Raw genomic sequence first — 13,519 nt, forward strand, 5'->3', positions numbered from 1 at the left:
ATTTAAACTGTATAAAAACTGTACAAAAATTCGTCACTCAATCCTTGCTCTAAAGGCAGTAAAGGTATAAAATAAAAACAATAGCGGGAAGTGACCAAATATAGTACAGTATGTATGAAATCCCATCACATATATGGAATCCTATCCTAGGAGGTGTAGTCATGTACGAGCAGGCTCTATCAGAAATGCGAAATTCCTTGAAAAATACCGATTTGATCATCGTCATCGATACCCAGGGAACCGTTATGTATTATAATGATTTCAACGATATCTACAACGAGGCAGGCAATCAGGACAATATCGGCAAATCCATATTCCAACTCTATCCCTGGCTGACAAAAGAAAACAGCACTATATTTAAAGTTATTGAATCCGGAGAGCCCCTGGTCAACCAGTTTCAGGCCATCAAAACCACCGACAATAAGCCGGTGTCGGCTATCAATTCAGTATTCCCCTTAATCAGCGGAAACAAACTCCTAGGTGCTATCGAAATCTCTTCCAACATCGACGGCAGCAAGCAGCCAAATAAAAATAAGCGCAATTATGCTATCTTTAATGCCAAATATGACTTCGACAATATTATTACAGAAAGCACCAGCATGAAAGAACTGATACTGCGCATGAAAAATATGGCCAAATCTAATTCCAGCGTCTTAATATACGGAGAGACTGGCACGGGAAAGGAAATTGCTGCCCACGCCATCCACAACGCCAGCCGTCGCTGGGATAAACCCTTTGTAACCCAAAACTGCGCGGCCATTCCCAGCACAATCATCGAAAGTATCCTCTTTGGCTCCGTCAAAGGCAGCTTTACTGGCGCCGAAGACAAAGCCGGGCTGTTTGAAACAGCCAACGGCGGCACCATCTACCTAGACGAAATTAACTCTATGCCGCTGGAGATGCAATCCAAGCTCCTGCGGACCCTGGAAGACCGAAAAATCCGTCGAGTAGGCGATAACAAAGACCTAGACGTGGATATACGAATTATTGCCTCCACCAACGAAAAGCCCCAAGATCTCCTATCGCAAAATAAGTTCCGCCCTGATCTCTTCTATCGACTTAGCGTAGTCACGGTGGAATTACCGCCTCTGCGGGAGCGGCCAGAGGACATTGACCCTCTGTGCCAGTACTTCATTCAATACTACAACAACCTTTTTCACAAGCAGGTTCAGGGCATCACTCCCGAACTAAAATCCCTCCTTACCCGATATCAATGGCCGGGCAACGTGCGGGAATTAAAGAATTGTATAGAAAGTGCCTATAACTTCGCGGATCAAGACTGGCTGGATATCCCCCACATGCCGCCTTACATTTTGCAAGCCTTGAGGGATAACGGACAGACTACACTTCATGATGAAAAAGGCCTGTCCCATCTGCTGGAGGAATACGAGGCAGCGCTCATTGGCAGAGCCTTACATGCCAATAAGTATAACATTATTAAGACTGCAAAAGAACTTAAACTGCCTCGGCAAACCCTGTATTACAAGTTGAAAAAATATGGACTGATGAAGGGAGAAATCTGATAATCTTCCGCGGCGAGATCATCTCAGCCTTGGTGATTGGCCCATTATTGTTCAGCAAATTCTAAACAACTATATAAAAGTTAATTTTGAAAAATCTCAGTAATACTGCTGAGATTTTTTTAATATATCGAATTGACAAATGCAGAATTAAGTTATATATTGATAATTGATATATCAAGTAACGATATATCAATTATTTACTTAAACAATTGGACTAAACAGTAAAAGATATCGGGAATAGACAAGGGCATTAGGGGGAGGCGTGAATGAAGCATATTTTCAGGAGCTTTAATTTTGGAACACTTGAGTATAAAGAAGCAGAAAGCTTTTTGAACCAGATGGCAGAAAAAGGCTATGAATTTAAAAGTACGGGAAAAGGATGGCTTCGGAATATAGCCATATTTGAAAAAAGTGAGCGAGCAAAAAAAATGAAGTATGTCATTGATGTAGCCAAGAGAACGGAATGGGAAAAAAGTGAATATTACCAGTTCTATAAAGATTCAGGATGGGAAAAAGTTGATTGCTTTAATAAGAGACTCTACATATTCGCTGCGCAAAAAGACAATGCGGTGCCCTTATATACGGATGACGCCTCTGAGAGAAACATGCTGAGAAAAGCCGTGGTGAATAATGGCGAATTGCTCAATCATTCCTTTCAGCTTCTTTGTATGCTGATCATCTTGAAAGCTTTGTTTTTCATAAAGAATCGAGAAGAAGCACTTTATTATGGTTTTTACGCAACTCTTTTTCTTTGCTGCTTGACCGGAGTATATTATGTATTGCACATAACAGCTAAATTGATATATCGGGTAAGCGGATGGCAAGTAAATAGCAATGCTATAGGAAAGAAAATGGCGCAGTTACTGCGAGTTTCCTGCGACTTGTTCGGGAGTGCTTTTCTTGCGTCTTTAGTCCTGGCCGCCTTTTATGTTATCTGGAAAAGAGGCTTTTTCCCAAACAGCTTTGGAGAAATAAGCTTGGAATTTGTGCAGACCCTGATATTTATAGGTTCTGTTCCGGTGATATTGGTAACCACTTACCTGCTGGCCCTGCACCCTGAAAGAGAACAACTTAAAGTATTAAATTATATTGGCGCATTTATGTTTTTTTGGGGATTGATCGGCTTCTTTTCCTATATCCTTTAAAAATATTATCATAAAATAATTATGAATTTGTGGAGGCAAAAATGGCAAGAGAACAATTAAAAACGTTAACAGAACCCATGTATTACGTTCTTCTTTCCCTCATCAAGGAAAATCATGGCTATGGAATCATGCAGATGATACGGGAACTGACAGAGGAAAGAGTTACGGTCGGAGCGGGAACACTATATACCCTTTTAGGAAGATTTGAAAAAGAAGAAATCATTGTTCAAGTTGCGGAAGAAAACCGCAGAAAGATTTACAAGTTATCCGAAAAAGGAGAAAACATCTTAAAAGAAGAATTGGAGCGATTAAATAAGATGGTCTGTGATGGCCAAAAGTTTATGGAGGCTGACGGACAAAGACCAGAACCTCCAGAGGATAAAACAGGAAATGGGATTTCAATCCCCATCAGTGAAACAGACCACCAACAGGAAAGTATTCCGTCCTCAGAAGAACAGCCATCAAAGGATAGTAAAAACCCGTTACGTGACGGAGAAACGGAAAATGGTTTCGGAAGTGGTGGATTCAGAAAAGGAGTATTGATTCCTACCTGATGAAAAATAAAAATTTCTCCTGTATATGACATATAGTCGTCATATTAGGTATGGTACTATTTTAAAAAACATTAGGAGGTTTTTAAATTATGTTAAATTATGATAACTTTTTTTTGCCAGTTGACAACATGGAAAGCGCTATAAGATACTACTCTGAAACCCTTGGCCTAAAAGTAAAATTTAATTTTGCCGACATTGGAATGGTTGCTTTTAGTGTAGGAAATGAAGAACCAGCCATCATTTTAAAGGATACAAAAAAATATATTGATACTAAACCAACAATATGGTTCGTAGTAGACGATGTTTTGGTAGAATACAATAAATTGAAAACCAAAGGAGTGAAATTCTTAACCGAACCTTTCAAAATTCACACAGGCATGGCTGTTGAATTTGAAGATGAATTTGGCAATAGGCTAGGTATCACGGATTATACAAAAGAGAATGATCCGAGAGCTGAAAAATAAGGATGGCTCTACCAAGCGTCCTTTCTGTCGCTTTAAATCCCCTTGACCCACCACAACCAAAAAGAGACGTACTACCTTCTCGGTAATACGTCTTATCGCCCCTTTTGGATTATTGTAAGTTTTTCATCTGCTTTAGACAGAATAATTTTGTAATCATCATAAAAATAATAAGTATTGAATAAGTCTTCTTCTGAAAACCCTTCCTTATACTTAAATGGGATAGATTCTTTAATTTGAAGAATGCCATGCTGCTTATCAACTGTGTATTGCTCTGACAGTGCAATCGGGTCAGTATCAATAATTTTCTCCAAACTCTTAGGCAGGTCGATAGCAACGTTTAAGTCTTTAACTTCTTTTCCGTAATTCTTTAAACTCAGATCAATATTTATGGTATTGCCATCTGGTTCATTGGAAAAAGAATAGTCACTTTCTACTACATCAATTGACTTAAGTCCACTACTTAACACATAATATGGTATTTTTATTACATCCATTGCTTTGAAGGTAAACGGCACTAGTATGAAAAACATGACAAGAAATATTGTGATCTTACCGCTTTTAAAGTAGTTGCTCTTCACGATTTCCTTATAGCTCCACAATAACAGAACAAGAGGAAGTACTCCATTTAAATACAACCTTGATCCTGGACTCAATTTTATTGCTGGTATTAATAAATCAAATATAGCCTTATCTTGATGTGGCAGTTTCATCGCACAAAAGGCAGTAATTAAAACCACTACAACAGCTCTAAGATATCTCTGAACACCGTTCTCCAATTTGTCTTCCCCCGATTTATGCTTTATAAAAAACTTAATGAATGAATCAAATGTAAAAGCACCTGTAAATATCCACTCGTATTTTTGTTATCTGCGGTATTTCTGTACTACTTCTATTTAAACAGGGTTTTACAGTATTTTCAATGCTCTGAGGAAAATTTTATCAAATTTGTTTTTGATTCTGTGGGAAAGCACTTGCTCAGAACCGTCTCTCCAAAAACAAGAAAAATGTTGGGATAATTTTATTTACCCCAACATTTATTATAGATCCGTATATTCCCCAAACCATTCTCTCATTTATCCTTCTGTTCCAACTTTCTCACAGAAGAAATCAAAGTATCTGATTATAGCATATAGTCACACGTGCCATCTTGATTTTTTTGTATTTTTACAGTTTGGCCAATTTTAATTTCCTGATTAGGATTATAGCCGCTTAGGCGGACAGGAAAGCGTAAGCCATCCTCCTGTTCCAAGATGGCAGCAACATACGGAACATCCTTGTTAAATTCACCAAAAGATGTATATAAAACGCTGAATGTATAAATTCTCGTGTTATTCATAGTCTTTACTCCAATCTTATTTGTTTTTACAACTACAAACCCTTAAAAATATTGATGATTGCAGTTGCCGCAGTACCACCTAGATTATGTGTTAGTCCGATATCATTCTTCTTTAACTGACGCTTTCCTGCATCACCTCGTAACTGTGTAACAACCTCAAATATCTGGCTGATGCCGGTTGCTCCGATGGGATGTCCTTTTGCCTTTAAACCTCCGCTTACGTTAATTGGTTTGCTTCCTTCTATGGATATACCACCTTCTGCAACCAAATCTCCTCCATGTCCCGGTTCCGCAAATCCCAAATCTTCTATATTAATAATCTGGGTGATTGTAAAACAATCATGAACTTCTGCAAAATCAATATCTGCCGGCTTTAAATTCGCTTGTGTATAAGCCTGCTTCGCCGCCTCTTTTGCCGCTGCAAAGCTGGTCATGGTTTTCTTTGAAAAAAGTGTTAAGGTATCCCCTGCATGTCCAGATCCTATCACTTCAACAACTCTATTTTGAGAAATTTGTTTTGCCCGTTCCGTCGTAGTCAATACTAAAAATGCTGCGCCATCCGTAATAAGTGAACAATCAAATAAGCTTAGAGGGCTGGCAATGGTATCCGCAGCAAGAACTTTATTTAAGTCTAACTCTTTCGGCATCTGCGCATCCGGATTTAATGTTGCATTATGATGCGCATTTACTGCACACATTGCCATTTCCTTTTTTACATTCCGATGTTCATAAAAATATCTGTTTGCAATCATTGCGAAATTTGCAGGGAACGTATATCCTTGCATGGCTTCCAGATTGTAATCCATGGCAGATGCAATGGATTCAGTTACTTGCGGAGTAGCCTGATGGGTCATTTTTTCTGCGCCTCCAACCAAAACCGTATCATACATGCCACTTGCTACTGCAATTAATGCACTTCTAAAAGCCAGTCCTCCTGATGCACAGGCTCCCTCCATTCGTATGGCAGGAATGTGACCTAAGCCAAGAGTTTCAGAAACAAGCGCACCCATATGCCCCTGGCCTGTAAGCTGCTGACCGACAAAATTGCCAAAAAAGATTGCTTGTATCTCTTTTTTTTCTACCCCTGCATCTTTTATCGCCGTATTCCCTGCCTCAGAAATCATCTCTCTAAGGGTTCTGTTTGGGAAGTTTCCCATTTTTGTTTCACCGATTCCGATGATTGATACTGAACGCATAATTTTTGCCTCCTATCATCGTGACATCTCACGAAGGTCTTTGCTAATAATTAAATTTGCTCCTGTCTTTTGTATGACTTCTTCAACACTTACACCAGGTGCTACTTCTTTCAAACATAAACCTTCCTTTGTGACCTCAATATAGGCAAGTTCTGTAATGATTGTATTTACTACACCATATCCGGTCAAAGGAAAAGTACACTTTTCTAATATTTTAGGGGTTCCGTCCTTTGCACAATGCTCCGTCGCTACAATGACTCGCTCTGCACCCTCAACCAAATCCATTGCACCGCCCATACCTGCAACTTTTCCACCTGGAATCATCCAATTGGCAATGCTTCCTTCTGCGTCCACCTGCATAGTACCCAGAACTGTAATTTTCAGATGTTTTCCTCTTATTAAACCAAAAGCAGTACAGCTGTCTACCACACATCCTGCCGCAGTAATGGAGATTGGCTGTTCACCTGCATCGGTGCAAAATGGGTCAACGGGCAAATCCGGATTCGCTTTTTCAAACCCTACAATACCATTTTCTGAGCAAAGATGCACTTGCACATCTTCAGGGATATAGTTAACTGCCAAAGTAGGAAGCCCCGCTCCTAAATTTACAATATCTCCATCACGAAATTCTTTTGCGACTCTGCTTGCAATCTGCTGTTTACTGTTCATTTTTTTCTCCCTGTACAAGAATATTGACAACCACTCCAGGCACATGGATTTCAGACGGATGAAAACTGCCCGCAGGTTCAATTTTTTGGTTTACTTCCACAATCACCAGATCTGCTGCAAAGCACATCACGGTAGCAAAAGATCTCTGGGTCAAATGAAAAATTAAATTTCCGGCTTCATCAGCCCGATCCGCTTCTATAATTGCTACATTTCCTCTGATTGGTTCATGATACAGCCAATCCTTTCCCTTTAACGTTACACGCTCTGCCATTGTCTCTTCTACAATTGTATTTAATCCGGTCCTGGTCAGTACGCCTCCTAAGCCATATCCTCCACAACGTATCCGCTCTGCTAAGGTTCCCTGAGGACAAAGCTCCAATTCCATTTTTCCTTCTTCAGCAAGCTGTGGTGCAATTGGCAGCCTTCCACACCAAGAACAAACTAATTTCTTGGTTTGGCCACTGGCGACTAATCGGCCCACTCCTTTTTCTACCGTATTACCATCGTTATTGACAATAGTAAGACTTTTTTGACCCTGTCGAATCAATTCATCAACAATTAATTTTGGCGTTCCATTTCCATAAAACCCCCCAGCTAAAATGCTGTCTCCATCTTTGATAAAGGAAACTGCTTCTGTTAGACTCTTTATTTTAGACAATCACGTCACACTCCTCAAGAATAAGTCCTGCAATAAGAAAAATCCATGCTATTGGCTTACTGCAGGACAATTGGTTATATTGCTCAGAAATTTAAGCTTATTATGCTTCTATCGCTTCCTCTTTCTGATCCTGTTTTCGAAACGTCTCTGGCAAGAAAAATGCCAACAGCCCTCCGCATAAATAAATACATCCAGCAACGGTAATTGCTCCTTTTAGTCCGATTACAGCTCCTAATGCACCCAGTGTAAAAGGTGCTAAAGCAGAAAGCATACGCCCAAAATTAAAAGTGAAACCATATGCTAAGCTTCTTATTCTTGCAGGGTACATTTCCGGATACCAGGTGGTAAATAGACCTGGATAGGTAAATAGTAACATCATAATTATGCTACCAATATAAAGCATACTTAAACTTTGCTGTGCAACATAGAATGGCAGCCAGCATCCTCCGGCAATCATGATAATCATCATTGCTTTCTTTCTTCCAATTTTATCGGCCAGTAAACCCACACAAGGTCCTCCAGCGATTAATCCGATTTGTCCGGTGGCTATGATTCCAGCGGCAACAAGTGCGGAGATTCCTCTTTCCTGAATGAGCATAGTTGGCAGCCAATACATGTATCCCCAAAAGCCCATCTGTGCTGCAAATGCCACGATAGTACCTAAAATTGTCTTTTTGCGGTGTTCAGCAGAAAATAATTCTCCAATGTCCTGCATAAATGTGCTGTTCTTTTTCGCTCCGGAAATAATTCCTTCCTTCTTGTCCTGCTGTAATTTCAACCAGACAGGAGACTCTGGAACAAAAATAAGTACATAAACCGCTGCAACCAGTCCAATTAGCGCAAAGAAAAACAAAGATCTCCATCCATATACCGGCAGCATCACTTTTACCAATGTAGATGCCATCACAATCCCAAATCCAGAAGAGGTCATGACAATGGTCGTCGCTCTTGCTCTTATGGCTGCAGGCCAGGTTTCAGACATATAGGTTCCAACCGTTATAATTACTCCTCCAAGGCACACTCCGGCTAAAAATCTTAAGAGTAAGATATGGATATAAGTCGTTGAAAATCCAATGGCTGCTGTTAGAATACTGAATCCGATCAGGGAAAATAGTAATGATGTTTTTCTTCCTTTATGGTCCGAAATCCATCCCGTTATCAAAATGCTGATACCACACCCAACCAGAGTAAGGGTTCCCAGCATACCTGCCTGCGAGAGGGATAAATCAAATTCTTTTGTAATAAAGGTAAGGATGAGGGATAATATTGTTAAATCATAAAAATCAAATAGGTTTCCGCAGAAGCAACCAACAGCGGTATGGTATTTTGCTCTGGGATTGGTTTTAATTAATTTATCCATAATAGATCTCCATTTCATGGGGAAAATTTAAAATTTGAAAAGCTGTTTGCAGTGAAAACTTCTATTTCTTCAATGTTTCTTTAACAATTTGCTCTACACGGAACTCTGAAATCAAGTTCTTAATCAGCATTGATTCTTCTTTTACAGCCAGAAGAATTTGTTGAATTTGTTCTTCAGTTGCTTCCAGATTCATTTTTTGTACGAACCTCTTTATCATATTTCTGCCAGCACCTTTTCCATAAACGGTTGTGAATGGTGGTTGTCCAACTAACTCTGGTCTGAATGGCAGGAAGCAGTTTTCATTCCCATCTACAGCTAATCTAGATAGCGCTTCTACGATAATTCCGGAGCCCATCATGAAAGTTTCTTCCCCCGTGACCGGTTTCTTTCCACCAACAGGTTTCTTTGTAATCTCGCCAATCTTTTTGCTTAGCGGGTATAGGCTCGCCAAATTAATTCCTGATTTGATGCCCATGTTTACTTCCAGATTTAAAGCAACCTCATCAATTGCAGCATTACCTGCACGTTCACCTAGATTGTTAAATCCAACCTGCACTCGTTTTGCACCTGCTGCTACTGCTGCTAAGGTACTTGCCGTTGCAAGACCATAATCATTATGGAAGTGACATGATATGATGGTATCCGGACCTGCCCACTCTCTGTATTTCTTTATCATATAATGGGTAGTCCAAGGAAGTGTGTAGCCAAAAGTATCTGCATAACAAATATCTTCTGCACCGGCTTCTGCCAAAGCTCTCACCCATTTTTCTACGACACTGATATCTTCCACTTTTCCAATATCCCACGGGCAAGCGGTAACTGTCATACCGTGATCGTGTGCAACCTTAATCGTATCCACAAAGGACTGGATGATTTCATCCACACTTTTATAATTCATGGTTCCTGCCGTAATCATATTTCCCGCGCCCTCAAGAAAGATGTGCTGAGCATGAGTTTTGATTGCCAGTTCCATGTCTATTGTTCTTGGACGAACCAGAGCGGAAACTTTAGCGTGCTTTAACATATTGTTAGAAACCAACTCGTTGACAACCCACTCATCGTCCTTGGAAACGGCTGGGAAAAATTCTATAAAATCCACTCCCAGCTTATCCAATTCGATTGCGATTGCAATCTGCTCCTCCTTACGCATAACGCATCCCGGCGTCTGATTTCCTTCTCGAAGTGTTAAATCATAAATGGATACCGCTGTAGGCATATCAACCATTTTTTTTACATCTTCTAAAAAGTTAAAATCTCCAAGGCAATAGTTTTCGTTTTTAATAATCATTCTTCTATCTTCCTTTCTTGTTAGGGATTCAATAAAATATCCCTGTTACAAATACAAAAGGCAAAATCTATGCCAATACATTTTAAATTCTGATAAAAAACAAATTACTACTTTTTAAAATTGTGATTTTCATTGCAATATAAAGGTTTTGAATTTGATTTTTAATTTTTTAAAATTTTTATATTTTTGTTTTTTATAAGAGAGGCTATTCTGTTTGCATTTCAAATGACAAATTTATAATTTTAACAATAAAAAACGTGTTAGGCAACCAAGACATGTCTTGTTTTCCCAACACAGCTTCCGTTCCCCATTTCACAAGCTTCTCCTGTTCTGAGACCCGAATTTGTAACGAAGCCCTTACACTTCCCTTTATGCGTTTTATCTCTTAAGCCCCTTAAAGCCACACAATCACTATGCTTGAGGCCATAATTCAGCTTGGCATGTTTTTTGCTCAATATTATTTACTGATACCAAGTTATCAATCAATTACGTTGGAAGGAGACTATTATGAATTACGGTCGAATTATTACGAAAAATCTGCTTAAGTACTATGAGGTAGCACCTGATGTTTTTGCTGCAATCACCCCAAATAGAGGCTTATGCTGGTCGAATGCTGGATTTATCAACAAAGGAAAAGGTCTTGTTTATGACACCTTTTTTGATTTAAATCATGCCGCAGAATTAAAGGCCTTTTGTACAGATCTACAGGGACATGGCCCTCAATATGTAGTAAATTCTCATTATAACTGCGATCATACATGGGGCAACCAGGTGTTTTCCGATTCAGTAATCATCATGCATAAAAACGCCGTTCAAGAAAGACTAAGCGAGGACCCCAAAATGTGGGATCGCATTATTCGTGAAGGTCATAAGGGCGGAGTAGGTGAACAATGGATTCAGAACCAAATAAAAGGGTTTGATTTAACAGGCGTAAAATGGCAGGACCCAGATATACTCATTGAAGCAAATACCAAAATCATGCTGGATGATATGGAAGTTGATATTATTAATGTTGCACCGTCCCATTCTGAAAGTGATTTGCTGCTTTGGCTTCCGAAAGAAAAAGTAGTTTACTGCGGCGATGTAGTATTTGGCGGAGCAATTGCTTATTCTGCAGAGGGAATGAAATTATGGTCAAAGGCACTTGACTTTATTGTGGATGAGCTGAAACCAGAAATAGTGATTCCTGGTCATGGCGGAATCTGCGGTATTGAATTTGTCAAAGAGTGCAAGGATTATTTCTCAACGGTAATGTCAGAATTTGAAAAGCATTATGAAGATGACTTGTCTCCATTAGAGATTGCTAAAAAATGTGATATTTCCGAATTCTTACATTGGCTGCAGCCTTATCGCCTCTTTATTAATATTCTGGCACTTACCAATGATCGCCGGGGATTGCCTACTCCAGCCGATTGGAACTACTTTGCGGCTGAAATGTCCAATCTAAAGGCTTTCCAAGATCAAAAATACGGTGTCATTCCTTGGGATCCGATGTCCTCCTGGGCGGAGTAATCAACTATCCTAAATAAATTCCATATAACCCCTCATCATATATCCTATACCTTACAGAACAGAATTTATTTTGCTCTGTAAGGTTATCTTTAATATCTGATGTAAAAATCCAACTCCTTACATTGAAGCAGCAAATAATACAAGTTGCTTTTTTTAATTTGAGATTATATGATTGGAGATAGCAGATATATCTATATAAAAGTTGTATTCATAGGTAAGTTTCTATACTTAGGATGGAGTGATTTTTTGGATAATAATTTGAATTTGGAACAGGCAAAGCAATTCATTAATTCGATTGTCATGGCAGTGGTGGATCGTGACGGGAAATATACCTTTGTCAGCGATGGCTGGGTTAAAGTAATCGGAATTCCTGCAGAGCATGTAATCTCTAAGTATTCCTGGCACATATTGCCGGATACCCATACCAAACAAGTGCTAAAGACCGGCAAACCTTTAGTAGCAAAATCGGTCTTCAGTACCAATGGTTCCCCTTTATTTACGAATTACATTCCCATATACGATGAAAATGGTGCGGTTAACGGATGTTACTTGTTTGCTTCTTTAATAGGAATGGAGGATGCCCGCGATACAGCACAAGAAATTATCCGCTTGTCCAATCAAGTTGATTATTATAAAGACGAGCTTTCCAAAGAACGTGGGGCCAAGTACCGCATTGACCAGATTATTGGCCAAAGCCCTCTCATTAAAGAAATGAAAAATCAAATTATTGCAGCCTCCCGCTCCTCTTCTACCGTATTGATTGAAGGAGAAACAGGAACTGGAAAAGAACTGGTCGCACACTCTGTCCATGCATTAAGCAGCCGTAGAGCCGGGAACTTTATCCGAGTAAATTGTTCCGCCATTCCAATCGAACTAATGGAATCCGAATTCTTTGGATATAAAGGAGGATCCTTTACCGGGGCCAACCGTGGTGGCAAAGTAGGCCGATTTGAATTGGCCAACGAAGGAAGTATCTTTTTCGACGAAATCAATGCACTATCCCCGGTTATCCAGCCAAAGTTCCTGCGTGTTCTGCAAGAAAGAGAAATCGACCCAATCGGCGGCGGACAAAGTATCCCTATTGATGTACGGGTTATCGCTGCCTCAAATGCTCCCCTGGAGCAACTTGTAGAATCCGGGAACTTTCGTCAGGACCTTTATTATCGGCTGAATGTAATAAAAATTACCATTCCTCCTTTAAGAGAAAGAAAAGAAGACATCCCTCTTATTGCAGAATATTTATTGAAACAGTTAAATTGCGAACTCTCCATGATGATTACCGGCTTTGATCCAACCGCTATGGAATTGTTAATGCAATATGACTGGCCTGGCAACATCCGTGAGCTGCGTAATTCTATTGAATCTGCCATGAATAAGACCGGCGATTTCGCATTGCAGGCTGCTGATTTTGACAGGCTATCTGAGCGTGGCTTTCAAAAAATTAAAAACCGGGCCTTGATTTCAAAAAGCTTTAACTTGAAGCAATCAAAGGAAAGCCTCGAGTATGATATGATTTGCGCCGCACTAAAGCATACTGGCGGAAATCGTTCCAATGCCGCAAAATTGCTAGGTATTTCCCGCCCTGTTTTATATGAAAAAATCGAAAAATTAGGAATTGCAAGTGAAGAAGGGAAACAACGCAATTAATCCGGCTTGTACGCCATAGCTGATATAATTAAAAACTCAAAAGCTATGGACAATAAAAATATTTGCATTACTGCCCTTACTTCTCCACTATTCTCAGCAATAAGGGAAAGAAAGAAGACCCTGAAAGGAGCCAGATTTGGCTCTTCTCAAGGTCTATTTCTTTATTT

The 13,519-nt window shown here is 39.6% G+C and carries 13 protein-coding genes; 6 read left to right on the forward strand and 7 right to left on the reverse strand.

Annotated features, from left to right (window positions below; genetic code table 11):
- Nucleotides 1–161 precede the first annotated feature (161 nt).
- From Ami103574_RS14200 to Ami103574_RS14215, 4 genes are all read left to right on the forward strand, one after another.
- Nucleotides 162–1,523, forward strand: a complete 1,362-nt coding sequence (locus tag Ami103574_RS14200; protein ID WP_163067614.1) for a sigma-54 interaction domain-containing protein — start codon at nt 162–164, stop codon at nt 1,521–1,523.
- A gap of 266 nt (nt 1,524–1,789) precedes the next feature.
- A complete protein-coding gene (locus Ami103574_RS14205) occupies nt 1,790–2,668 on the forward strand; it encodes a DUF2812 domain-containing protein (RefSeq protein ID WP_163067615.1) in 879 nt (292 codons plus the stop codon).
- Nucleotides 2,669–2,709: 41 nt separating this feature from the next.
- Nucleotides 2,710–3,222: a PadR family transcriptional regulator gene (locus tag Ami103574_RS14210; RefSeq protein ID WP_163067616.1), complete on the forward strand. Its 513-nt coding sequence runs from the start codon at nt 2,710–2,712 to the stop codon at nt 3,220–3,222.
- An 89-nt stretch (nt 3,223–3,311) separates the two neighbouring features.
- Nucleotides 3,312–3,686, forward strand: coding sequence for a VOC family protein (locus tag Ami103574_RS14215; protein WP_163067617.1), 375 nt, complete (start codon nt 3,312–3,314; stop codon nt 3,684–3,686).
- Nucleotides 3,687–3,778: 92 nt separating this feature from the next.
- On the opposite strand, the gene Ami103574_RS14220 is transcribed toward Ami103574_RS14215, so the two are convergent.
- The 7 genes from Ami103574_RS14220 to Ami103574_RS14250 all read right to left on the reverse strand — a co-directional run bounded on the left by Ami103574_RS14220 (nt 3,779) and on the right by Ami103574_RS14250 (nt 10,193).
- Nucleotides 3,779–4,462 carry a hypothetical protein gene (locus Ami103574_RS14220; RefSeq protein ID WP_163067618.1) on the reverse strand — a complete coding sequence of 228 codons (684 nt, stop codon included), beginning with the start codon at nt 4,460–4,462 and terminating at the stop codon, nt 3,779–3,781.
- 344 nt (nt 4,463–4,806) lie between these two features.
- Nucleotides 4,807–5,022: an OB-fold domain-containing protein gene (locus Ami103574_RS14225; protein ID WP_163067619.1), complete on the reverse strand. Its 216-nt coding sequence runs from the start codon at nt 5,020–5,022 to the stop codon at nt 4,807–4,809.
- 32 nt (nt 5,023–5,054) lie between these two features.
- Nucleotides 5,055–6,218 (reverse strand): thiolase domain-containing protein, encoded by a 1,164-nt coding sequence (locus Ami103574_RS14230; RefSeq protein ID WP_163067620.1) that lies wholly within the window; start codon nt 6,216–6,218, stop codon nt 5,055–5,057.
- A 15-nt stretch (nt 6,219–6,233) separates the two neighbouring features.
- Nucleotides 6,234–6,887: a 3-oxoacid CoA-transferase subunit B gene (locus tag Ami103574_RS14235; RefSeq protein WP_163067621.1), complete on the reverse strand. Its 654-nt coding sequence runs from the start codon at nt 6,885–6,887 to the stop codon at nt 6,234–6,236.
- Complete coding sequence (locus Ami103574_RS14240) at nt 6,877–7,545, reverse strand: CoA transferase subunit A (protein ID WP_163067622.1); 669 nt, start codon at nt 7,543–7,545, stop codon at nt 6,877–6,879. Before Ami103574_RS14240 ends, Ami103574_RS14235 begins: the two co-directional genes overlap by 11 nt.
- 100 nt (nt 7,546–7,645) lie before the next feature.
- Nucleotides 7,646–8,905 (reverse strand): MFS transporter, encoded by a 1,260-nt coding sequence (locus tag Ami103574_RS14245; RefSeq protein WP_163067623.1) that lies wholly within the window; start codon nt 8,903–8,905, stop codon nt 7,646–7,648.
- A 61-nt stretch (nt 8,906–8,966) separates the two neighbouring features.
- Entirely contained in the window at nt 8,967–10,193 is a 1,227-nt protein-coding gene (locus Ami103574_RS14250; RefSeq protein ID WP_163067624.1) for a LeuA family protein, read from the reverse strand.
- Nucleotides 10,194–10,700: 507 nt separating this feature from the next.
- On the opposite strand from Ami103574_RS14250, the gene Ami103574_RS14255 reads away from it, so the two are divergent.
- On the forward strand, nt 10,701–11,705 hold the full coding sequence (locus Ami103574_RS14255; RefSeq protein WP_163067625.1) for an MBL fold metallo-hydrolase: 1,005 nt from the start codon (nt 10,701–10,703) through the stop codon (nt 11,703–11,705).
- Between the two features lie 246 nt (nt 11,706–11,951).
- A complete protein-coding gene (locus Ami103574_RS14260) occupies nt 11,952–13,352 on the forward strand; it encodes a sigma-54 interaction domain-containing protein (RefSeq protein WP_246213156.1) in 1,401 nt (466 codons plus the stop codon).
- The last annotated feature ends 167 nt before the right edge of the window (nt 13,353–13,519 follow it).

Source organism: Aminipila butyrica, assembly GCF_010669305.1.
Lineage (GTDB): Bacteria > Bacillota > Clostridia > Peptostreptococcales > Anaerovoracaceae > Aminipila > Aminipila butyrica.